Annotated in this window: 25 protein-coding genes, 1 tRNA gene and 1 pseudogene; 14 read left to right on the forward strand and 13 right to left on the reverse strand. The window is 58.3% G+C overall.

Annotated features, from left to right (window positions below):
- Positions 1-122 precede the first annotated feature (122 nt).
- Positions 123-569 carry a hypothetical protein gene (locus tag HN018_RS13085; protein WP_171836271.1) on the reverse strand — a complete coding sequence of 149 codons (447 nt, stop codon included), beginning with the start codon at positions 567-569 and terminating at the stop codon, positions 123-125.
- Between the two features lie 159 nt (positions 570-728).
- Here HN018_RS13085 and HN018_RS28455 point away from each other — a divergent pair, with 159 nt between their 5' ends.
- The 3 genes from HN018_RS28455 (at position 729) to HN018_RS28460 (ending at position 2,464) form a co-directional block, all read left to right on the forward strand.
- Positions 729-1,109, forward strand: a complete 381-nt coding sequence (locus tag HN018_RS28455) for a hypothetical protein (RefSeq protein ID WP_204259522.1) — start codon at positions 729-731, stop codon at positions 1,107-1,109.
- A gap of 487 nt (positions 1,110-1,596) precedes the next feature.
- A complete protein-coding gene (locus tag HN018_RS13095) occupies positions 1,597-2,043 on the forward strand; it encodes a L,D-transpeptidase (protein ID WP_171836270.1) in 447 nt (148 codons plus the stop codon).
- Complete coding sequence (locus tag HN018_RS28460) at positions 2,033-2,464, forward strand: hypothetical protein (RefSeq protein ID WP_204259523.1); 432 nt, start codon at positions 2,033-2,035, stop codon at positions 2,462-2,464. Before HN018_RS13095 ends, HN018_RS28460 begins: the two co-directional genes overlap by 11 nt.
- A 312-nt stretch (positions 2,465-2,776) precedes the next feature.
- On the opposite strand, the gene HN018_RS13105 is transcribed toward HN018_RS28460, so the two are convergent.
- Complete coding sequence (locus tag HN018_RS13105; RefSeq protein WP_171836269.1) at positions 2,777-3,133, reverse strand: hypothetical protein; 357 nt, start codon at positions 3,131-3,133, stop codon at positions 2,777-2,779.
- Positions 3,134-3,234: 101 nt separating this feature from the next.
- Positions 3,235-3,588 carry a hypothetical protein gene (locus HN018_RS13110; protein ID WP_171836268.1) on the reverse strand — a complete coding sequence of 118 codons (354 nt, stop codon included), beginning with the start codon at positions 3,586-3,588 and terminating at the stop codon, positions 3,235-3,237.
- Between the two features lie 230 nt (positions 3,589-3,818).
- Between HN018_RS13110 and HN018_RS13115 the strand changes: the two genes are divergently transcribed.
- The 4 genes from HN018_RS13115 (at position 3,819) to HN018_RS13130 (ending at position 7,419) form a co-directional block, all read left to right on the forward strand.
- Positions 3,819-4,076: a plasmid partition protein ParG gene (locus HN018_RS13115; protein WP_171836267.1), complete on the forward strand. Its 258-nt coding sequence runs from the start codon at positions 3,819-3,821 to the stop codon at positions 4,074-4,076.
- A gap of 877 nt (positions 4,077-4,953) precedes the next feature.
- Entirely contained in the window at positions 4,954-5,640 is a 687-nt protein-coding gene (locus HN018_RS13120) for a hypothetical protein (protein WP_171836266.1), read from the forward strand.
- Positions 5,641-5,791: 151 nt separating this feature from the next.
- Positions 5,792-6,076, forward strand: coding sequence for a recombinase family protein (locus HN018_RS29385; RefSeq protein WP_408886802.1), 285 nt, complete (start codon positions 5,792-5,794; stop codon positions 6,074-6,076).
- Positions 6,077-6,354: 278 nt separating this feature from the next.
- Positions 6,355-7,419: a hypothetical protein gene (locus HN018_RS13130; protein WP_171836264.1), complete on the forward strand. Its 1,065-nt coding sequence runs from the start codon at positions 6,355-6,357 to the stop codon at positions 7,417-7,419.
- Positions 7,420-7,611: 192 nt separating this feature from the next.
- Here the strand turns inward: HN018_RS13130 and HN018_RS13135 are convergent, their stop codons facing one another.
- Both HN018_RS13135 and HN018_RS13140 read right to left on the reverse strand, forming a co-directional pair.
- On the reverse strand, positions 7,612-8,088 hold the full coding sequence (locus HN018_RS13135) for a hypothetical protein (protein ID WP_171836263.1): 477 nt from the start codon (positions 8,086-8,088) through the stop codon (positions 7,612-7,614).
- A gap of 223 nt (positions 8,089-8,311) precedes the next feature.
- Positions 8,312-8,974 (reverse strand): recombinase family protein, encoded by a 663-nt coding sequence (locus HN018_RS13140; RefSeq protein ID WP_171836262.1) that lies wholly within the window; start codon positions 8,972-8,974, stop codon positions 8,312-8,314.
- A gap of 233 nt (positions 8,975-9,207) precedes the next feature.
- On the opposite strand from HN018_RS13140, the gene HN018_RS13145 reads away from it, so the two are divergent.
- Positions 9,208-9,456, forward strand: coding sequence for a hypothetical protein (locus HN018_RS13145; protein ID WP_171836261.1), 249 nt, complete (start codon positions 9,208-9,210; stop codon positions 9,454-9,456).
- A gap of 142 nt (positions 9,457-9,598) precedes the next feature.
- Here the strand turns inward: HN018_RS13145 and HN018_RS13150 are convergent, their stop codons facing one another.
- The 4 genes from HN018_RS13150 to HN018_RS13165 form a co-directional block, all read right to left on the reverse strand.
- On the reverse strand, positions 9,599-10,099 hold the full coding sequence (locus HN018_RS13150) for a hypothetical protein (RefSeq protein ID WP_171836260.1): 501 nt from the start codon (positions 10,097-10,099) through the stop codon (positions 9,599-9,601).
- A gap of 172 nt (positions 10,100-10,271) precedes the next feature.
- Positions 10,272-10,478, reverse strand: a complete 207-nt coding sequence (locus HN018_RS13155) for a hypothetical protein (protein WP_171836259.1) — start codon at positions 10,476-10,478, stop codon at positions 10,272-10,274.
- Between the two features lie 255 nt (positions 10,479-10,733).
- Entirely contained in the window at positions 10,734-11,027 is a 294-nt protein-coding gene (locus tag HN018_RS13160; protein WP_171836258.1) for a helix-turn-helix domain-containing protein, read from the reverse strand.
- 742 nt (positions 11,028-11,769) lie between these two features.
- Positions 11,770-12,816, reverse strand: coding sequence for an IS30 family transposase (locus HN018_RS13165; RefSeq protein ID WP_172443453.1), 1,047 nt, complete (start codon positions 12,814-12,816; stop codon positions 11,770-11,772).
- 89 nt (positions 12,817-12,905) lie between these two features.
- On the opposite strand from HN018_RS13165, the gene HN018_RS13170 reads away from it, so the two are divergent.
- The 4 genes from HN018_RS13170 (at position 12,906) to HN018_RS13185 (ending at position 19,088) form a co-directional block, all read left to right on the forward strand.
- Positions 12,906-13,943, forward strand: a complete 1,038-nt coding sequence (locus HN018_RS13170) for a hypothetical protein (protein WP_171836584.1) — start codon at positions 12,906-12,908, stop codon at positions 13,941-13,943.
- Between the two features lie 92 nt (positions 13,944-14,035).
- The gene (locus HN018_RS13175; protein WP_171836585.1) at positions 14,036-14,404 is read left to right on the forward strand and encodes a hypothetical protein; all 369 of its coding nucleotides are present in this window, start codon (positions 14,036-14,038) and stop codon (positions 14,402-14,404) included.
- Between the two features lie 143 nt (positions 14,405-14,547).
- On the forward strand, positions 14,548-15,567 hold the full coding sequence (locus HN018_RS13180; protein WP_171836586.1) for a DUF6651 domain-containing protein: 1,020 nt from the start codon (positions 14,548-14,550) through the stop codon (positions 15,565-15,567).
- A gap of 257 nt (positions 15,568-15,824) precedes the next feature.
- The gene (locus tag HN018_RS13185; RefSeq protein ID WP_172443481.1) at positions 15,825-19,088 is read left to right on the forward strand and encodes a tape measure protein; all 3,264 of its coding nucleotides are present in this window, start codon (positions 15,825-15,827) and stop codon (positions 19,086-19,088) included.
- A gap of 15 nt (positions 19,089-19,103) precedes the next feature.
- Here the strand turns inward: HN018_RS13185 and HN018_RS13190 are convergent, their stop codons facing one another.
- The 4 genes and pseudogenes from HN018_RS13190 to HN018_RS13200 all read right to left on the reverse strand — a co-directional run bounded on the left by HN018_RS13190 (position 19,104) and on the right by HN018_RS13200 (position 21,527).
- The gene (locus HN018_RS13190) at positions 19,104-19,505 is read right to left on the reverse strand and encodes a hypothetical protein (RefSeq protein WP_171836588.1); all 402 of its coding nucleotides are present in this window, start codon (positions 19,503-19,505) and stop codon (positions 19,104-19,106) included.
- 115 nt (positions 19,506-19,620) lie between these two features.
- Complete coding sequence (locus HN018_RS13195; RefSeq protein WP_171836589.1) at positions 19,621-21,171, reverse strand: site-specific integrase; 1,551 nt, start codon at positions 21,169-21,171, stop codon at positions 19,621-19,623.
- Positions 21,172-21,186: 15 nt separating this feature from the next.
- A pseudogene (locus HN018_RS29390) lies at positions 21,187-21,372 on the reverse strand (DUF6538 domain-containing protein); the annotation flags it as partial.
- Between the two features lie 65 nt (positions 21,373-21,437).
- Positions 21,438-21,527 (reverse strand) — tRNA-Ser (locus HN018_RS13200).
- 230 nt (positions 21,528-21,757) lie between these two features.
- Between HN018_RS13200 and rplU the strand changes: the two genes are divergently transcribed.
- Together rplU and rpmA are read left to right on the forward strand one after the other, a co-directional pair.
- Positions 21,758-22,075 (forward strand): 50S ribosomal protein L21, encoded by a 318-nt coding sequence (rplU, locus tag HN018_RS13205; protein WP_171836590.1) that lies wholly within the window; start codon positions 21,758-21,760, stop codon positions 22,073-22,075.
- 76 nt (positions 22,076-22,151) lie between these two features.
- Positions 22,152-22,421, forward strand: a complete 270-nt coding sequence (gene rpmA, locus HN018_RS13210) for a 50S ribosomal protein L27 (protein WP_171836591.1) — start codon at positions 22,152-22,154, stop codon at positions 22,419-22,421.
- Positions 22,422-22,509: the final 88 nt, after the last annotated feature.

Consider the following 22,509-nt stretch of genomic DNA (forward strand, 5'->3'; position numbering starts at 1 on the left):
CAGCGAAGTGCCCACCAGCGGACCAGGCACTTCGCTGAGAGGTGGCCGGGCGACGAGCACCTAGCGAATTACTCGCCGTAGAGGGCCAAATTAACTTTAGGCAGTCGGTTCGTGAGGCCGCGCTACCACATGACCCGCAGGTTGGCGCCGGTCTTTGGCGTCGCAGTAGCCAGGACCGAGTTTGTGCCATAAACCTGCTCGACCACCGGCTCCTCCTCGACGGCGAAACCTTCTTCTCGGAGAAGGCGAACCGTCTCGTCCACTTGGGCTCGTAAAGCCACAGCTGGGGAACACGGTTCGCCAACACCGATAACAAGATGATTCTGGCGCATCTCCGCGGCAGCCTTGAAGTGCTTCAAATGTGCGGACAACGAAGTTCGGGCTTTCGCCACCCCGGCGGAACGAAATTCGGCATCCTGCTGCTCTGACGTCAGCCCCGGTTTGCAGTGGGCGTGTCGCATGCTTTCAGTGGCTTTTTCGCTGATAGCCCGTGTTTGCGAAGCGGCGTTCATGGCCAGTCCCCCTAATTTTATTACCGACAGTGTCTGCCGGTGGGTAGCAAACTTCAAGCCGATAACCACGACCGGACGGCCTTAATGGCCGCGATTGGCCAGCCCTGCCGCTGCCCTTGGCGATGTCCAGGGGGTGTTTCACTCGGCAACAGGTAGCTGCGCCTGCGTTGTCGGGAGTAACCGGTGCAGAGGCAGCCTCAGGTCCGCTTCTGCCATATGTCGCTCAAGAACGGACCGTCCGGTATCGGCCAGAACTCCGCGTTCACCGTAGATCTGAAGTTTCTATCGTTTTGTCTGATGTCGTTACTCCCGACGGTTCACAAACAGGCACTCAAGGAGCTGCTCATAACCAAGCTCGACCCCTTCACCGACGACGCGGCGTCGATGTCCATCGACAAGCTGACGATTGAGAACGATACGGATCAGGTGACGCTCTATGGCAGCCTGGACATCACTCGCGATCAGGCAGGCTTGACCCATGCACGCCACATGAAGGCGCTGCTGGACCGGATCGTCGAGGTGCTCGAGGCGAAGCCGTTGCCTGCCGAAGCGGCGCCAGCATCGGCACCGAAGATCGTGAAGAACCCCTTCAGATGATCTCACTGGCCGCTCTGGGCGTCGTGGCCGCCGCCCCTTAAGACGACGAGAACCTACAGCCCGAGGCAGCGGCAGTAGGGAGACCTTCTCTCAGAGGGCGGTAAATGGCCATCGCGGCGCAAATCATGCGTGATCGGCCTGATATCGCCGCGGCGCATGCTCAACGGCCAAAGTGAGAAATGGAGCCTGAATCAGCCGAAACATCTCACTGGGGTAGCCGATGGGGTAGAAACTAAAAAGGACCGCTTAACCCGTTGACTTTACAAATACATTTGGCGGAGAGGGTGGGAGACCCCTTAACCGCTTGAAATCCAAGGCTTCCGGGCGTTGAACGCGCCGTCCTTCCCTCCCCTGCTACATCGGCACGCCACATCGCACAAGAGCCTGACCACGCCGCCGCACCGGCTCAACCAGTCCCTTGGATGTAATGACATTGAGGTTCGATCTGAGTAGGGTTTGGTTCCAGGGTCATTATCAAAGGTGAAGCATGTCAACGCTGAGCTACGATGGAACGGCCCATCAGATAACCTTCAAGGATCGTGGCGGACGCACGGTCGGCACCTGGACCGCCTATAACAACACGGACCGCCATGCCACGCTGAACTTCGTGCCCAGTGGAACCTACTCGTTCGCAGACACGCACAAGGGATACCCTCACAGGTCCGACCCGAATGGCCCATACGGATCGTTTGGCATCCTGCGGTTCAACGTGCCCGGTCATACGGGTGTAGGGGTTCACTCAGGCCGAGCCGCTGCGGTCTTTATGCCAGGTCCTCCCCATCAGACGATGGGCTGCATCCGCACCACCGATGAAGCTATGGGCAAGATCACCGCGATCATCGGCTCCGACCCGCTGTCCACAATCGCCGTCACTCGAAACAGCGCGATGGTCGCCCAGCACGGTGTCCACATCGAGGCTCACCATGCACGCTAGAACAATTGTTGCCGGCCTGATGATGCTCATGGGTTCAGCACAGATGGGATGTGCGCAATCGAAGGCGTGCCCGCAAGGCAAAGCCGATGCAGCGGAGGGGCTGGCCGCCCAGCTTGCCGACTGGCATCAAGTTGCCTCCTACATGACGCGTTTTCATGCATGCGACGAGGGATCGATGCAGGAGGGCTCATCTGATTCGGTAGGGCGCATACTCGCTGATAGCTGGCAAACCCTACCACAGCTCGCCAATGAAATCGTTAAGGAGCCGAAGCTTCGAGGCTTCGTGCTGGCTCACATCAACGGCACCTTGGACACCGCTCAGATCCAGAAGATCCAGCACTATGCGACCACAGCTTGCCCGAAAACTGATGAATTGCTCTGCAAGCAGATCGCTGGTGCCGCACACGAGGCGCTAAACTGACCTTGAACCGCAAAAAAGAGACTTTTAAACGCCCGACTAGTAGCGATCGGCGGGTGACTACCGACCTGTCGGGTCTGCAAACCTGACCCTGAATTCTTCTGTGAGCTACGTGACGAGGTGCGCCGCTTCAACGTGAGCAGAACAACATGCGCTCCCGTCCCTTGGCAACGTTCGACCGGATCAAGCGCCTGGAGCGTCGCCTACAGGAAGTCCAGGACGATTTCGAAAGCACCATCAAGGCCAGATCACGAGCCGGCCACGTAACTTCCAGACGGAGATCAAGCGCCACGTGGAAGAGCTGCGACCGCACCCCTAACGCAACGGCACATCAGCCATGTAACTCTGTGCAGTGCGCGGCAGATCAGCGCGAGTGGCAAAACGTAGCCGGGGACCGTAGATGTCAAAGGCAACGGCAGCTTTTACGAATGGCTTTGAAGCAACGCGCAGGATGACAATGGCGAGCTGGGCTCCGTCAGCAGTCAGTTCCCCTTTCTCGATCATACTGTCGAGATGACGGCAGACGGCTACAAATGCGTTGTAGCGCTTGCTCATTGAGGCAAAGCCAATACCCGGCATGGCTCGCCTGACTTCTTCCGCTGCCACTGCGGCGTCATCGTAGCTATTAAGATCAGGATGATTTTCATCATAGTCCGGGATCAGACGACGCATTCTCGCTGCGAACTTTGTCTTGGAAAGTATCATGCCATTACCGTAACAACACTGATTTTTGATGCCAAGCCTAATCTAGGATGTTCGTTTTGGAAGGGCGCTTATCTAGCCATCCATCCACCGCCAGACCTACTATGGGCTTGCACGACTGCCTCCCGCGATATCTGCATGCCGCGTGGCTTTATGTGTCCGCACTCCAGGTTCGGGCAGACATGGGCCTTCTGGGCTTCCTTCCAGAGCATGATGGACGATGGGAAAGTGCACTGGCAAAGCGGGAAACCGAGATCTTTGGCCAGGAGCGCATTGCTCTTGCGTAGGGCCACCTCAGCATCCTCGATCTTGCCCTCGATCTCTGCCTTTTTCTCTCCCTTTGGCAGCAATCCTCCTGCTGCCTTTAGAAGAGCCACCGCATCTCTGCCGGTGCTGAGCCAAGCCGGAATATCTGAAAACTCCATATCTTTCCTCCTATGACCGATCCCGACTACTATATATGCCAATCCGGATTCGTTTTTCCACTACATCTTGTTCAACGGCTCGCACTCCTCTTAACGACCGTTCGCCCTCGATCACCAGGCTTCCCTTGCGCCAAGGTGATCACCGCAGGCGGAACGATCATCGATCAGCCCTCCAGCGCCGCCGCTATCGAAATCAGAGCCATCCTCGCCGAGATCGAAGGACTCCTTGCATGACCCGCTTCCCCAAGCCGAACCGCCAGCACGACGATGACGCAGCAGACAGGTTCGTGAAGGGCATCGCAGCACCGGCTCCAGCTCCAGCTCCAGCTCCAGCAGCTAAGCCCGACCTCTCACGGCCCACGGTAGACATCCCGACCGAGCTGCACCGCCAGTTCAAGGCGCGTTGTGCCACCGATGGAACCACCATGGGCGAGGTAGTCGCCAAGATCATGCAGAGCTGGCTCACGGACGCGCAGACCAAAAGCTAGACCACCGTCTCAATCGGAACGAGCAAGTTAGTTCGCTTGTCCAAAGGGTTGTCAGATTGACAACCGAATTACGCTAAAAAGTTATGGTTTTTATTTGCGCTGGAAAACGAGTCTGTTTTAACGTTCCGATTAGAGGATTGGGGTTCACCGACCAAAGATCACCCCGCTCCCTTGTTAAAGGCTACAAATGGTGCAGGAGCACTGAGGCCGCGACGACCGCGTTCAGTGCTCCTGTTGCCGCCCGAATAAGGGAAGCAACTTCGCCAAGAGTAACCTTCGGTCTTGCCTTAGACATGGCAAACCTCCGGCTTTTAGATTCCCGTGTCATAAAACCCGAGCAGACTAGCTAGTGGGTCGAGAATCAATTGCGACTGCCTAATAAAAGGGTATCGCTGCGCAAGCGCGCGATTCAACTAAAATTACAGAAGTGGCGTGCACAACCTCTGGAAGTGCGCCCTTTGAACACACCATCCATTATGCCGGGATCATTAGCTTTTATGGCACCTATGCCGGCCCCATAAGGCTGAGGACGTCGCTGTCGGTGTCCATGCGCGTCAGCAATGTCCCCTCGATCTCCACTCGACCGGTATTCTCCCGGAGACCCTTCAGCACCCGATCAGGCCGAATAGCATCCCGACGACCTACACGACGATGCTCTCAGGGATGGCTGCAACACCGCTCAAAGGCGCCTATAGAGCGTGCTCGACCTCGTGCATGACGATAGGAAGCACCTGGAGCTGGTGACTGGCCAAGTGTCGGGAGGCAGGCAAAATCCTAACCACACAACCAGGTGCTACAAGCCTGCAATTCATCCAATCTCAGACCAGACAATAGTATATAATAGGCGAATCATACAATCCGAAAAGCATAAACTGCCATGGCACGCCGCTACACCAAGCTGACTAAAGACGAGTGGTCCTGCATTATTGATCGATATGCATCCGGCGTCACCACAATACCGGAACTTAGCGCACGTTACAGCGTCTCGACCAGCTCGATTGCCCAGAAGGTGCGTGCGGCAGGCAAAGTCCGCACAGCATCCTTCAAGCCCGGTGCTGGTATCGCTGCCGCCGCTGCTGCCGTCGCCGGCATCAAGCTCGCCCCGGAGCCGCCGATCGGCGCCGGCAAGCCCACCACGGCAGAGACGGAGGCCCGCATCATAGCCACCAACGCGGCGGCTCTCAGCGGCGCACTCATGATCCAGAGGATGCTCCAGGCCAGTCTTGCGGTGATGACCCTGCCGACCACCCCGCATGACGTAGCAGCCACCGTGCGGATGCTCGATCAGGCGGCGACCGTGGCAGAGCGCGTGAACAAGATCAGGCGCACAGTATTGAGAATGGACCGCGAGAACAGCCAGTCCGATGCCATCCTGCCCGAGCTGCCGATCCGTGACATGACCACCCTGGAAACCAAGTCGTTGCGCCTTGAGCAGGCGCTGTTCGACCTGAACCCGCTTGCTGACCCTGACCACCTGGACGACCCCGACCAGCAGCTTGACCAGCCCGACGATGAAGCCGAGCCGGATCACATCGAAGGGTTCGACCTGGATCTCGCAGCCTAGACGTGCATGTTTCCGTCTCATTTGGGTATACGCATTCGATGCGTCCCGGCGAGACAGTCCTCCCAGGGTTTACCTGTCTCGTTAGGGATTCCAACGATAAGTCGGGAAGCTATTAAGGATGGTCCCAACCCAAACGAGACGGAACCGCTTGATGGTCAGCGTCTGCGGCTACGCCCGCATCAGCGCTAGCAACCAGGACCTAACCATCCTACGCGACGCCCTCATGCCGGCCGGTTGCTCCATCATTCGCGAGGATAAAACGTCGGGCACCAGCGCCACTGAGTGGACCAAGCTGCGAACCCTCCTAAACTTCATCCGCAAGGGTGACAGCCTCTCCATAACATGCGCCAACCGTCTAGCCGCTCTATCGGGGACCTCCAGGTCATCATCACGGGCGCTAAAGGCTAGGGGCGCCAATCTACGATGCACGGAATAGCCTGTGGAAACCAAAACGGTGGCAGGTAAGGCATCCATCCCGCCCAATCGAGGGGGCGCTTCTCTGTCCTTCCTGGATCTACACAGAACGAAACTAAGTCGAGCGACTGTGGACCAGGCTAAGGAACGGCGTGCGGTTGTCACACAATGTGGGAAGACCGCGCGTTACTTCATGGGCGTCCTCCGTCTTTCTGCCGCACGAAACTAGATCGAACGTTGACAGGCCCGAGATAAACCGGTCGTAATATACCTCACTAAACGTCAGCCAGTGTAAAGATCATGGTATCATCAGAGCAGTCACCTGAGCCCGCCTGGGATCGCACCACAACTTATTACTCGGTTGTTGCAAGATTTGAGGAGAACGGCAACCTCGACTTATGGCCACTCAGTTCAGAACAAATCAAACACGATCCAACCAGGGTCGCGCTCCAGGGGTGGCGCAGCTTCATCTTTGAGCTGCGGTCTCCAATTGCCTGTTTCAGGAACCCAGTCCAAGTTATCACTACACCTCGATTTCGAATATATCCGCCGTTTGATCTCAATAAGAAATCGTCTTTAGCGTCTGTGTTAGATGAAGTCCTCGTTCCGATGGGAAGTGATCATGTAAATAATTATGTTGCCATACCTGATCATGCGACGAAAGGCCTACGTGTTGACGTAACGAAAGAGGGTTGGAATGTCTGCTACGGCATTCGCATTGATGCAATCAATAGTGAGGATGTATCTTCTGTTCTCCAGAGATTTTTGAAACTGGTTCGGCAATATACTCGGCAGTGGTGGGTCGCATCTCCAACTAATTTCTTTGATACCGGGATCCGTCTTCGCTTCGACATGGACCAGAGTTTCCGACCGCGCGAGGTTTCTAGCGCTCGCGATATAGGCCCTCTAGAGTCAACCTGGGCTGGTATGGCTAGTGTCCAACAGCTGATAAACATTGAAGAGCCGTTAGGCGCCGATGCTTGGAAAAACGTTGGCCTTTGTCTTCAGCAAAACATTGAACCGGATCCATGCTTATCTTTCTTTCTAGCGGCTATAGAAGATTACAAAGGTCATAGTGATTCACAATGTATATTAAATCTTGCACTTATGTTTGAAATTGGTGAGAACAAGGCGCGGATGATACATAAGATGAAGACGTTTTCCAGGAACAAGGACCTGTTAAATAACGCCACAGTTTCCTTAGCCGCAGATGTAAAGGTTTTTAGAGATTTGATTACCGACCGCGACAACATCGCTCATGGAAAAGCAGCGGTGAAGGCTCGTAATGATCAGGCCCTTCAAAAGTATTTGAGTGCGTCCTTTCGATTCATGCAAAAATATCTGCCGCTATTACAAGTTTCTTAAGAATTTGTTTGGTGACTTAGTCCACTCCTGATAGCAGGTGTGCTAATGGCATGATGTGTAGCGCCCGTCAGAACCCGACCAAGGAACCGGGCACAGGTAAAACCCACGCGTGGCATGGTTCCGATGCTGCTGCCAGACTACTTCACAGCGAATACTTTCCCCTGCCTAGGGCCTATTAGCTTCTGGATCTATCTAAGGCTTACAAAACACCGCTACGTTACCGCCGCCGAGGGCGATCACCCTCATGCTTTCGGACCCCGCATCAACACCAGCGTCCCATCCCTCGTAGCCAGATGAATTGTTGAAGATGTCGATGCGGATCGTGGACCCAAAGTGCAGCGTAAGGTCTGCCGTCTGCCTGTCGACCCGCGCTGAGGTGACAAGCCTGTTGCCGATAAGCTTGCGGCACATCTCTTCGCCATCGACTGGAACTGATAAGCCGAACAGATGCCCATGATCCTCCGACCCGAACTCGATGCATCCCTGGGAAACAACCCTCCATGGAACGCTAACCGCTAGGTCTCCGTCACCGGAGAGGGCGAAAAGCCAATCATGCTCCCGACGACTGATCGCACATTCCTGACCGACTAGAATGGCCTCGAATTCAAGTAGATAATCACGATTCATTGCCAGATAGTCGCACCCTACTGCTCGGGCCGCAATCGGCATATCAAAGCATCCCATGGAGCTTCTCAATCAACAGCACTAATGATCAAAGTCGCTGGACTCTAACGCAACCAGATTCTAGATGGTTACGAGTAACCTCGAGCGCTAGGGGTCAAGTGCTGACCGCCTGCGCGTCCTAACACGTTGCCCTCTAACGAACGCCAGATCTCGCAAGTAGATAAGAGTGCGTTGGTGCAGTCTGATTTATCCTCGAAATTCGCTGCGCCTAGAGGCGGGCCAGCACCCTCTGCACCGCGGCGGCGGTCCAGGCTCCACCGCGTGCCGTTTGGATCTCGCTGCCAGACAGCTCGGCGGCGATGGCACGCAGTGACAGGCCACGGCCCTGCATCTCGCTCAGGCGGCTATGCAGGCTGGCGGCGCGCCGATCGGCTGCATCGCTCTGTGCATCACATCCCAGGCCGCTCTCAACCTTGCTGCCACCGCGCCAGCCGCCGAGCACGGTGCCCTTGGCCTTGGTCGCCGCCAGCGCTGCCTTCGTGCGTGCGCTGATCGCCTCGCGCTCCTGCTGTGCGACGAGTGCCATGATCCCGACCGTCAGCCGGTTCGCGTTCGGCATGTCCACCGCAACAAAGTCTACACCAGCATCGGCTAGGTTCATCAGGAAGGCGGCATTGCGGCTGAGCCGGTCTAGCTTGGCGATCACCAGCGTCGAACCCGTCAGCTTGGCCAGCTCCATCGCCTTCGCCAGCTCAGGGCGGTTATCCGCTGCCTTGCCGCTCTCAACGTCGGTGAACTGACCCAGCAGCTTCCAGTCGCCGCCGTTCAGGTAGGCTTGCACCGCGGCACTCTGTGCAGCGAGACCGAGACCAGACTGACCCTGCTTCGCCGTGCTGACTCGAAAATAGGCAACGAACCGACCCTGTGCCATGTGACCCCTACGCGTATCAACTTAGACTACCTTCGTTGTCCATGTTGATACGCCCTGCCTCATGGCCTGTGACTCCCGTCATTGTGCATGGCTCGGTGCCCCGTCATGCGTCCTGCGAATCCCTCGTCACGTAGGCGCAGTTCGATCATCAGCACAGCCACTGCTCGACTCTTGTTCTTGATTCGTTCTCATCTGGTCGGTAGGCTCTCAGCCGAGCAACCGGAGAACGACCCATGCCACATGCTGTTGACCTCAACGCCTCACTGCGCCCGCTGGACTATCGCGCCACCGCCGACGCGCTACAGGAAGCCCTTGAGCTACGTAGGCCGGGCCTAGCCGATGCGGCGATGCACAGCACCATGACGGGCGTCGTGGCAGAGCTTCTCGCTGACGCATTGATCGGCGCTGGCTACGTGGTCGCACTGCCACGTCGTGTCACCACCCAGCAAGGACTGACGGCAGAGACGCTCACGAAAGGGTAAAGTCTTAGGTGGTGAAAAAGGGCTCTACCGGAAGGTGACTCTAAAAACATGCTGATTTACAAAGCAACAAATCAAGGCTTCCGGTAGCTACTCCGGAGGTGCTTCCCAAAAATCCGGGCAGCATGATTTCAGATCGACAATCTCAGGCGACTAGGCGGGGCCGGCTTGCAGTGAAGTCGGACCAGTCCTTCAGCATTTTGGATGTTCGACCATCGGGTCGTCCGATGATGCGACCATCGGCCCAGCGAGTGATGAGCCTGCCAGTTCCAACTCGTGCCGCCTTCTTAATCCAGTAAGCGGGGATGATGCCGTCATAGATGAACCAGGTTTCCGCCTTACGGTCACCGCCACCGGAGTCGACCAGACCAGCAAACCAGACAGGGTTCACATTCTTCCGCGCCCACGGCACCCATGCAGTTAGACGATCATCGCTGTTAGATATGTCAACAGTCAGTCTAACTTCACGCTTTTCCTTCGAAAGGCCGTGCTCTTTAAAGCATGTGTCTGTCGTCAGCCATACAGCATTTGCAGTTGCAAGTAGCTCGCCCGGACGCTCTGTTCCGAGAACTACATCGCCCTTCCAAAGGCCATGAACGCTAATGGGCCCTAGCCTGGTCAGCGAAGTGTAATGATAAAGCAGCATCGTCTTTCTCCCGTCGCGTCCGTCTGACCTCCAGCAGCCCCGCAGCGAACGGACCTATCGGGCAGGAATTGGCAAAGCAGCCGATCTTTCTAGGCAAACTTAGATTGTATCCGGAATGACACCGACACCAGAATCCGGGCGGCTATCGTTCCGAATCTGCAATCGGAATCAGTCAGCCAGCCCGGCACCAACTCGCCCGATCGTCCTCGCCAACGATGGTCCTTATCCAGGTGCCGCCGTCAGCCTCGACCACCTGGAGAACCTTCACCCGGCTATTAAGGGCAAGGTCCTGGACGTGAACGGCGGCAACCAGCCGATCGGCATCAGCCTCAAGATCCATATAGAGCGTGGTGTTGGCAGTATGCGCATGAGCGAGCATGTATTGAGAACCTACATTGCCGGGTGGTTAAGACGACTTCCAGTTGTGCCCCGGCAGTGGGCTACTCACTAATCCTATTTCAAGTTGTCGCATAGACTTGAAGTAGCTTGTTTCGTAATAATTCCAATCTTTTATTATAACTAGCTACTTACTTACTTTTTTTATGGTTGGTTAACAGATGGTTGGCATTTTCTGTTCTTTCAACCTGTGTTACCTTCTAGGCGACGACGACCGGGTGTTGTGCCCCGATCGTCGTCACCCTGCCTGCTGCACCCGCGTCAGCTCCGCTAGGTCGGCATCCAGCTCTGCCTCCCTGATCGTTTCGATCAGCACCCTCGCATCCAGCTTCATCAGGGCAGCGGCGATCAGCCCAACTCCAGGCGGAATGGCAGGCTTGCCACGTAGCCACCTGTTCACCTGGGCAGGCTGGACACCGATCAGGACAGCGAACTCGACCTGCGAGTAACGGGCCTGCGTGAGCATCCACCGGAGATGGCTCGGCTTGATCGTCGGTGCCGTCTGCCGGGCCTTGGTAGTCTTAACAGCCATAGTTCAGGGCTTCCTCGCCTACGGGCCGGGATATACCCGAAGCCACTGGCTTCAAAGGCCGTATTTATAGCCTTAAAGGCAACTGTTGCCGGGAAGACTCACAGTCAGCGAAAGAGACACTTATAATGTTCGTGGTTCATTAATTTCACTACAATATTAGCTATATAGGCTATGGTTCGCATATCGAGGGTCATGTCTCGACAGGGCTGGCAGAGAGAAAGAGTGGGGATCTCTGCCAGCCCGCTACCTCCACCCGCCAAGGATTGCCCGCCGATGTCCGCCGACGCCGCTGAACCCGATCTCGCTGCCACTGGCAGGCGAACACTTGATGAGATGGTCGCGGGTCTCTTCACGTCCAAAAGCGCGAAGCCGTTCAAGCTGGTGCTCCCGCGCATAGTGATCCGCACCGATGACCGTCCCGCCGATGACGTTCCGCCTAAACAGATACCGCTCGATGCCAAGACCATTGCTGCAATCGACCGGATGTTTGAGCGCGCCGAACTGGCCAGTTCCGCACGTATCCTTGTAGGTGAGGAAGTTAGGTCCAAGGAAGTTACGTCACCGATCCTTGTAGGTGAGGAAGTTACGTCGCCGAGCATTTTGGAGATAATTAGCTCGCCGAGCCTTGTAGGTGAGGAAGTTACGCAGCCCCGAAAAGGCAGTGAACCCGTTGTTTTTGTTGACGGAAGTGACCCCTTGACTAGCATCGCCTTTAGAGAGGCCCCCTTTTCACCCGGCGGATTCAAGTTCCGGAGCGAACACCCACGCCGAAGACTTTGTTTACACCAGCCTGCCCGGCCAGCAACATGCTGAATTGCTCGCTTGGCGTCGCGTAGTCGAGCGTCTTTCGAGGACGGCTATTCAGGCTGTCGGCAACGATGTCGAGATCGTCCTGATCCAAGCCCGACAGAGCCGTGCCTTTCGGGAAATACTGGCGCAGCAGACCATTGGTGTTTTCGTTGGAGCCACGCTGCCAAGGTGAGTGAGGGTCGGCGAAGAAGATCCTCATGCCAGTGCTCAGCGCCACGCTTTCGTGCTGTGCCATTTCCTTGCCTTGGTCGTAGGTCAGCGTCTTGCGCAAAGATGCGGGAATGGCATTCAGCGCGCCGGAGAAAGCGCTCGCCACCACATCGGACTTGCGCGTAGGCATGTGCACCAGCACCACAAAGCGGCTTGTCCGCTCGACCAACGTGCCGATGGCACTCGCTCCGCCGGTGCCCAGAATAAGATCGCCTTCCCAATGGCCCGGGACCAGCCGGCCCTCGATTTCCTCAGGTCGTTCCTTGATGTTGGTCATGTTGCAAAGTTTGCCGCGGCGTTCGCTGCCCTTTGGCTTGCGGCCGCGCATTGGCTTGTCCTGTCGCAAATACGAGATCAGCTCACGGCGTAGTTCACCGCGCGGCAAGGCGTAAATCGCCGTGTAGATTGCCTCGTGCGATACCGACAGACCAGGTGGCTGCTCCGTTCCCGCCTCCATCCGCTTACGCCTGCCCGATATCTGCTCGGGGGACCAACCCAGACGCAAAAGCCCCGCCACACGGCCGAACAGCTCACCATCATGCGCCAGAACAGGCCTGCGTCCAGTCAGGCGACGATCTGCCTCGGCCTGCGTCGCCGCAGCCTGCGCCCGGTAGGAGGTCGCGCCGCCATGCCGATTGATCTCGTCCGAAATCATGCCCGCAGAGCGATCCAAGTCGCGTGCAATCGCCCGCACGCCCCAGCTATCACAAAGGCGAACCTCGATCATCGATCGATCAAACACCGTTAGCTTACGTCGTTGCCCTGCCATCCCACCACCCTACACCCGTTGGCCCGGCGTGGGTGTTCGCTCCGGAACTTGAATCCGCCCCCCTAAAACCGGAATTATCACTATCTGCAATGAAGATCCTGCCTCCTGAAACTACCCTCTCAGAAGCATCATTCAGCGTGACCGAACCTCCTAAGTCCAAGGAAGTTACGTCACCGATCCTTGTAGCTGAGGAAGTTAGGTTCAAGGAAGTTACGTCGCCGATCCTTGCAGCCAAGGAAGTTAGGTATCGTGCACCGAGCCCCCTCGACCTTTCCGCCAGAACGGCGCTCCGCGCCAGACAGGCGTTTTTGGTCGCAAGGGCTCTTGGCACCGTGCCCAACGTCTTCATTACGATCAATGTGACTTGCCTGCCTCTCTACAAGTCACCGGCAGATATTGGCGCAGCCAGCGATCATGCATTCAAGAATCTGGACAATCTCTTCCGGCTCGCAGGCATCACACCTACTTACATAGCGATCCCTGAAAGACCGAAGAATAAGGGAACCGGCTACCACTGGCACAGCTTGGTCTACATCGACCGGCAGAGGCTAGATGATGCCTGCTTCCGGATAGAAGATAGGTTCCGGGATCTTTGCGGCATCTCTGTCGCCGATTGGAACGCTCGCAAGGCCGGCAACTTCGCCGAAGGCGATTGCCGCCGGTTGCCCATCCACATCTCGACAAATCAGACGCACGCAGAAATCCTCACAGCTCGCCGTGTGGGCCTGTCTGTAGCCGAGGCTGAAACCAAGCTGGTCTATTCATGCAAGACGGTCACAGGCACCGCTCTAGCCTCAATTAACGGCATACTGCTGCCGCTCTCGGAACATCGCGCCGACCCCGACAACCACTTGCCGGAATATCAGGCCAGCGCCGATCGGCCCGGCAGGCGCATCCGTATGTCGAACAACCTCAATCGCAGTGCAGCTAAGAAGGCAGGCTTCACCACGGAGGAAGATCTTGCCGCAGACCTTGGCTGGATGGACTCAGCAGAGCGAGCCAGACGAGCTAGCAGACCTGTCACAGCCATCATGCCGATGTCCTACGCGGATACTCGTGAGCACTATACCTACGCAAGATCACACCTCTTGCCGGATGATGACTTTGGTATTCTTCCCGACCTGTAAAAGAACAATCTGGATTGTATGCTTCCAATCTTACCGTCGTTAGGTTATAATATACCATGGACACAGCAGCCGCCCCTCTCGAAACTCGTAAGATGGCAGCCAATGGAAAGCTGATCGGTGCGCACCACCGTTTCACCTACGAGCCGATGGACCTGTCGTTCGTCCGCGAGTTGCTGGCGCACACGCTGGCGACCACCGGCAAGAAGTATCTCCGTGGTGAACTGGACCGGGGCGAGGTCGAGCCGATCACTACGCTCTGGGTCAACGCGCCAGACGGAGTTGAGTGGACGATCAGCTACGAACCGTCTTGGCCGCGATACTTCACGGTCAGCACCGCCGCCGACCTTGAAAGCTACCGCGAGCATCAGGCCCGCAAATACATGTATTTCGAGAATGCGAGGCGGTTCGCGGCGGCAACCGAGAACGATCTCGAGACTGCCATTCATACCGAATCATCGTGATGGCCAGCCGCAACACCAAACGCTGGTTGAAGCGCAGAGCCAATCGACAGCCCCGACGACGTGCGACCCCTACGCGCACGCCTCGCCGAGAACCGACCAAGTGCCCCGACAGCATCACTCCACAGCATCTAGGAATCTCGACTATGACCGCCTCCACCATCACCAGCGGCGCACATAGCGCCATCGGCATCTTCCAGCCGCGACACGGCACCATGCGCGGTATGCCTGTCTTCGCGCCCGATGGTGACGAAGGAACAGCCGCCGAGGCGACAGCCGAACCTGGCAAGAGCATGAGCCCGGAAGCTCACAAGCTGCTCAAGGAACTCATGTCACTCAAGGCCGATATCAGGGCGAGCAAGAAGGCAACCAGCGAGCGGCTTGCAGCTTTTGAAGCCGCCGGAATCAATCCTGACACTTACCACGCCGACCTCGCCGCCCTCAAAACCTCCATGGCAGCATCCGCCGCTGCCGTCGCTGCCGCCGATCAGGATAAGGCGATCACCGCTGAAAACTGGAACGGCATTCGGGCGAACCTGATCGCGGCGAACAAGGCCGAACTCCAGACGGTGCATGACCAGCTCGCCGCCAGCGGCAACGCGCTCAAGGAGCGCAACAGCATCATTGCCGACCTGACACTCGGCGCAGCCTTCGCCGGCTCGAAGTTCATTGCCGACGAGACCGTGTTCACCGGAAGCAAGGCGCGCAAGCTTTTTGAAGACAGGTTCAGCACCGAGAACGGCAAGGTCATTGCATACGACGCGCCGCACGGAACAGAAGGCCGATCGCCTATGGTTGACGGTGCCGGCGAGCCGGTCTCATTCGATACTGCGATGCGTGCGATCATCGATGCCGATCCTGAGCGCACCAGCATCATGCGCGCCAGCCGTCTCAAGAGCGGCACCGCGCAGAAGCCGGTCCCGGTTCATGTAGGCGCTGGCATCGATCGTATTGCGGTGGCACTCCACGAGCGGCACGGCACCCAGAGCCAGTCCGAAGATGGCGCGGCACCCGTATCGTTGAACCATCGCGACACGCACAAGCCGCATGGTGTGAACACGGTCGCCAAGCGGGATGTCGGACCGTCACGCATCAGCGACGCACTGAAAGCCGGAAGCCTGCCCCGTTCGAGCCAGGGCGGTCCTGTTCGCTCTGCGACACCGTAAGGATTGCCATCATGCCGGGATCACTCGGAAGTCTAGCCGTCGTCCTCACGCTCGACAGCACCGGCTTCACACTCGGCATGGCCAATGCCACCAAAGCTGCCACCAACGCCGAGAAGGCCATCCAGAGCCTTCGCACCATCGCACAGGGAAGCGGTGCCACCTTCGCCACTGCCGGCGCAGCAGCACAGGGCTGGGGATCGGCTCTTGCTGCTGCTGCCGCCAGTGCGACCAGCTCACTCAACGCGAACGTCGTCGCCATGAAGCAGATGCAGGCGGCATCAGCAGCGACAACTCAGGCCATCAATGCCCAGGCGGCAGCCATGTCGGCACTAAAGACAGCAAGCGGTGGCATAGGTGCCGCTGGAGCTGGCAAAAATACTTTAGGCATCAGTCTAGGCAGTCTCGCTGGCATCGCCGGGGGCCTGATCGGCATCGGCACCGCCGCCGAGATAGCCATCACCGGATTCGAGAAGATCTCTGCCGCGTTCGCTGAAGTGATAACTGCCGGCGACGCCATGACGGCAGCACTCAACCAGATCCAGGCGACCACCGGCAGCACACGCGCCGAGGCCGCGACGACGTATGACGCGATCACCGCCGCCGCGATCAGGACCGGCACCGCGACTGCCGACCTGACGAAGCAGTTCACCCAGATGTTCACCAGCCTTGGTCCGATCGGCCAGACGAAGGCACAGGTGCTCGATCTCGCCACCACCTTGTCAGAGCTGGCCACGATCAGCGGCACCAGCGGCGCAGCATCGGCGCGTGCCGTGCGTGAGCTGAATGAGGGACTAGCCATCGGTGCTATCAACCTTCGTCAGCTCAAGATCGTCGGACAGGACAGCCCCGCATTGCTCGCCGCCTTGGCAAAAGCCGTTGGCGTGACGACCGGGGCACTGGAGGCAATGGCAGGCGCCGGCGAGCTGACCAGCGCCCGCGTTGTCGCCGCCCTGGAGAAGATGAAGGTCAACGTCGATGCTACGTTCAACTCGATACCCCGCACCTTGGAGTCATCTCGCACGGCGCTGACGGACAGCCTGAACAAGCTCGCTGCCGATATCGATCAGACCCTCGGCGCGTCACAGACGCTTGCTCGCTGGGATAGGTTTTGGGCATCGGTCGTATCCAGTCTCGACCATGCCGTTGACAGCTCGATCACGCCGAAGCTTGCCGAAGCCAATCGGGAAGTGGCCAACTTCCAGGCCCAGCTTTCGAAGCCGACCACCGCAACCGCGTTCGGGCTTCCTGACGACAAGGGCGCGATCAGAGCATCACTCGCCGATGCCGTGGCGTATCGTGACGGATTGCAGCGCCAGCTCGACACGCAGAATGCCGCCAGCGATGCGACTGCCAGGGCCAACAAGGTTTCAAACGACCAAGCGGTCGCAGTGGAAGCTGCAAGCAAGGCGATGAACGCCCTTGGCCTGGAGCATTCCAAGACCACACCCGAAATCGAGACGCTGACGGCAGCGCTGGCACGCGGGCAGGACGTTACCGTGCCGTATAACGATGGCGTGCTGCACGCTTCCCAGTTGCTTGACCTGTTGCGCCAGAAGGCCACGCCAGCCGCTCAGGCGATTGCTACCCTCAACGAGGAACTTGTGAAGGCCAGCGCCGCGAATCTCGGTGGCGCACAGGCGAAGCTGACCGACATTCTCCTGAAAGCCGACCCCGCCGACAAGACCGGCAAGGGCATCGATCTATCCGCTACTCAGATGGACGCCCTGACAGCAGGGAACAACGCGCTCCTGGCAGCTCAGGGACAAAAGGATGTCGCCGAGGCACAGAACAGGCTCAAACTTGCTCAGGCAGCAGCAGCCGGTCGTGCTGCCAATGATCACGGTCTCGCCGAAGCCAATGAGCGCATCCGCCAGACCCGCGAGAAATTCCTGAAGGATCACGGCAGCTCGCCCGCATCCGTTTCCGAGGCGAACCAGATCAGCACCGCCGATACCACCGCCGCGCAGCTCACAGCATCGTCCAAGGCCATCAAGGCTGCACAGCCGGGCATCAACGTATTAACCGACCTCAAGGCGAAGGTGGCAGAGGCAACGGCATCGATCCATGGCAGCGGAACAGCCGTTGCGGAATGGACCGAGAAACTCAAAACGGCATCGCCCTCGGTCAAGGCTCAGGGTGCCGCCATCCTGGCCTATGCCGCGCAGCTCGACGTAGCAACCGCAGCTCAGAAACGAGCCGAGGCAGCACAGGAAGCCTTGCAGCGTCTACAGGGCAACGTTGCCAAGGCAAGCGAAGATGCCGCCACCGCACAGGCGGAATCCGGCGATGGTGCGCGCAGTGCGTTGCAGCGCCAGATCGATAATTACAAGCGCCAGCAGGACGCGCTTGTCCGCACCGCGACCGCCGACACCAGCAACCCGGAGCGCGGGATCGAAGCCAGCAGCGATGCCGCGAAGGCAACGAGCACGGAAGCCCAGGCCCTCATCCAGCAGCAGGTGACAGCCAATTCCACCGCGACGCTGACGATCCGGAAAAGCTGGGACGATACGTTCACCGGACGCAGGACAGCAGCACTCGCCGAGGTGTCCGAAGAGGGCAAAGCGCTCCAGCAGACGATCGATCTCTATGTGACCAATGCCGACGATAAGAAGCGGCTCACGGATCAGACCAACGCATACATCACCGCCAAGACCCAGGAAGCGTTGCGACAGACCGAATCTCAGACTGAGAAGCTGGGTCGGACATGGGCAGACACGACCGCCGCTATGGATACCGCAACGGCATCGTTCGCCAGCGGCTTCGTTGACGCGACGGTCGATAGCCTCAACGGCGGCAAATCAGCATGGTCCGACTACGCGAGTTCCGTCATCAAGGAGCTGGAGAAAATCGCCCTGCAGGCAGCTCTGTCGCCGTTGCTCAAGATGGCAGGCGGCTCGACCGGCGGCATCCTCGGTCTCCTGACCACAGCAGCAACCGGCATCTTCGGCGCAGCGGCAGGACTGCCGACTGCCGGCATGTCGTCAGGCGAGGTTGCGTTCGTAAACGCCGCTGGCCACCACAAGGGCGGCATTGTCGGCAGCGAGCCGACATTCATGCGGAACGTGCCGGCTTCTCTGTTTGCCAACGCACCCCGCTACCACACAGACGGCATCGTTGGCGGGGAAGTTCCTGCGATCTTGCAGAAGGGCGAGGGCGTGTTCACCGCTGGTCAGATGGAGGCGATCGGTTCGCAGGCAGCGTCTATGGCAGCACTCAGTCAGGTAGTCAGTGCGTTCTCGGCATCACGCATGACACCGCCCTCGGATCTCGGCAGCAGCCACGGAGCCCCGGCGAACTACAACTACAACATCGGCTCGCCGGCAAACGTCGGTGGCGGCACCAGCTCGACCGCAGCAGGCCCCAGCTCGCCGCCGATCTCCATCAACTTCCACAACCAGACCGGTCAGAACCAGACAGCTACGGCCAGCCAGCCCAGGTTCGACGGAGAAAAGATGATCATCGATATTGTAACCAAACACGTTAACCAGCCTGGGGCACTGCGCACAGCTATCCGCAGCTAAACATACCGAAGACGGTTAAGGAAGGTGCTGCAACAACTCATTCAGCTTCAGTGAGCAGGCCGTAAAATCGTCCGCAAGATCGTTGATATCACTTATTTGCAGGGCAATGCCATTGCGGACTAGGCGCTGGTCATTTCCGATTGTAGCAGGGTTAGCATGCATGAGATCATTACGACGCTTCACAAGCGCTACAAGCTCACTAACGGCAGCTTGATAACTCGCTTGCTTGATCGAACCACTGACTAACGGAGCGAAGCCAAGGATCTCATTGGCAATCACACCAGCCGTCTTCGTAGAAACATCATTGACGTAGCCGGGCTTAAGCTTCTCACCGCAATAGACGGCGTTCCACTCCATCGTTGCAAAACAATAAGTCGCCATACCAATAGCCGCGAGGTAGTCCGCATCTACAGGCACTCTAAGTCGATCATTTTTCATAGTTATTGTTATAATAGAGAAGATCCTGTTTTCTAGACTGCTCACGATTTCGTTAACTAATTTAAATCAAATTTGCTCACGACCAGAGGCTCCATCAGGAGCTAGAGGCCGTATTAGCGTGCTTGCGAAGAGGCGGGAACGAGATCGCGATAGAAAGGCCCGGATAGCTGATCTTCTCGACGGCTTCTGCAATCACAGACAGCGAATAGCCTTCGCCATCCTCGTCCAGCCCATAGCGTTCGGCAACGTCGCCGGGATCATGACCCTGAATGGCATCACGTAGGGTCTTGTCCACCCCTGCGTTCCGTAGCGCGAGCTTGGCTGTGTGTCGGAACGAATGGAAGACCTTGCGCGTGTCCGGGATCGCCTTGCGGGCATAACGGCCCCACCATTTCGAGAACGGCGCTGTTGCCTCGTCCAGATCGCTTCGAACAGATGGGAAGACGTAGGTATCGGGCCGCGATCCCCGTGTCTTCACGTAGTCGAGGAAGCCTAGTCGTATGACCTCACTATGGATGGGGATCTTGCGCCTTGCATTGATGGTCTTCCCATCCTTGATGAACAGGAATCGGACGCCATCCCGTTCCCGCACGTCGCCAACCGTAAGCGTGCCCAGCTCATCCAGCCGTGCACCGGTGAAAAGAGCAAGGATCGGCAACCAGATCGCCGCCTCGCCGCCGCCCGCAACGGGTCGATCGCCCACCGTGAAGATCGGCAAGGCGAAAATGGTTTGAAGATCAGCCGGATCGTATGGAAGACGACTCGGCCCGGCGTTCTTCTTCACCTTAACCGCTACCCGCGCTGCCACGTTCTCTCGAACCAGATCGCTATCGAGCGCGTAGTTGAGCGTCGCCTTCAACGCCGCCAGCGACTTCTCATTGATCGTAGTCGGGGCCAGCCGGGGAACGTCCTTCCCGTCGCTCGCCGCCAGAAGTTGCGGCACCGTTAACCCGCGCCCGCCATTCCTCGGCAACCGGATCATGGCGTCCCGGAACTCAATCACATGGCGCTTCTGGATATGGTGAAGGTCTAGGTCGCCATGAACCTCGATGAACCGCCGTATGGACACCCCGAAGTCAACTTTGGTCCCTGCCGTCATATGGCTGGCGCTCGTATAGCGCTCAAAGACTTGGCTCAACGTCACCCCAGACGCCTTCGGACCTGCGTCTACAGGAGACGGAGCAACAACCGCTGCCGCTGGCATCACAACCGGCACCGGGCGGGGAAACAACGCCTCTGGAAGATCAGGCGTCCAAGCCGGGGTATGATCTTCCTGGCCTTCTGCCCAATGCACCTGAGCATTCGCCAGCTCGCCCTCACCCAGCACGACCTCGCGGGCGATAAGCGTGAATCGCCGGTCGTCCTCGGCTATGGGCGCGTCCAGCTCGCTAAGAATTTCGCGAACTGCTGGATAGGCGTCGCGGTAATCCTTGGCGTGATAGCTCTCTGACAGCCGATCGTAACGCTGATCCGCCAGCTCACTCATCAAGTGGCGGCTCTGTGCCCGTTGCTCGCCGGGATCGTCAATGTCAGCAACCAGCGCCGCAACCTGAGTCCCAGCGGTGAACTGCTTCCACGCGACCTCAAGCTGCCGTTCGAACCAGTGTCCGATCAGTCGCTTGATCTCGTTCTCGGGACCACCCATCGCCAGCTCACTCCATAGCCCATCGAGTCTGAGGCTTATGGAAGCCGCTAGGAAGCGGGCAGTCGCGGCATCGCTGGTCTTCAGCCGTCGAATGACATGCCGACCCGGCACGCACCCAGACAGCCTCAAAGGCACCCAGCATCGGAATGAGTAGGTATCGCCACGCCGGTAAACCAGCGTTCCCAGATTCGCGCCTATCACATCCCCCTATCACAAAGGACGCTTTCAAGCCGAATTTCTAAGATTTCCAAGCAATAACAATAGCTTGGCGGAGAGGGTGGGATTCGAACCCACGGTACCGGTGAAGGCACAACGGTTTTCGAGACCGCCCCGATCGACCGCTCTGGCACCTCTCCAAAGGCGTGCGGCGGCCGGCTTATAGGGCGGGCGCGATCGGGTGGCAACTGCCTTGACAGAGGAAACTGCGATCGGATACATCGCGGTTTCGTTGCTCGTGGTCCCTTGGGATCGTGAGGGGCGCCGCCGTGCGTTCGCGCAGGGCCCATGACAAGAAGCGACTAGGTTCGACGGCCTCTGCCCGCCCAGGCAGCGCCGGATGGATCGAGAGATCGGAAAGCAGAGACACATGTTCGCAGTCATCCGCACTGGCGGAAAACAGTATCGCGTCAACCCGCAGGACGTCCTCAAGGTCGAGAAGCTCGACTACGAGGCCGGCGCCACCGTGACCTTCACCGACGTGCTCGCCGTCGGAAGCGCAGAGGGCGGCATCACCATCGGCGCCCCGCTGGTAGCCGGCGCCACCGTGACGGCCACCGTCATCGCGCAGGACCGGCTCGATACCATCATCATCTTCAAGAAGCGCCGCCGGCAGAACAGCCGTCGTCGTAACGGACACCGCCAGCCCGTCACCGTGCTGCGCATCAACGAAATAAGCGCCGCCTGAACCCGTCCGGGGTTGATCCGTCAGGATTGGCCCCGAACGACCGTCGGCAGCTCGTTAAGGCACAGGAGTTCAGGTCATGGCACATAAGAAGGCAGGCGGATCGTCCCGCAACGGTCGCGATACCGCAGGACGCCGCCTCGGCGTCAAGAAGTTCGGCGGCGAGAGCGTCATCGCCGGCAACATCATCATCCGTCAGCGCGGCACCAAGATGAAGCCGGGCCGCAATGTCGGCCTCGGCAAGGACCACACCATCTTCGCGCTGATCGATGGTCACGTGAAGTTCGAGACCCGCGCCGAAGGCCGGGTTCAGGTTTCCGTCGAAGCCATGGCGATCGCGGCTGAATAAGCCCGCCTCGCCGACCGGACAGCAGATCAAGGGTCGGCCCTCAGGGTCGGCCCTTTTTCGTCTCCGGGGGCCGGCCAGATCGCCGTAC

This window comes from Lichenicola cladoniae, from assembly GCF_013201075.1.
GTDB classification, from domain to species: domain Bacteria; phylum Pseudomonadota; class Alphaproteobacteria; order Acetobacterales; family Acetobacteraceae; genus Lichenicola; species Lichenicola cladoniae.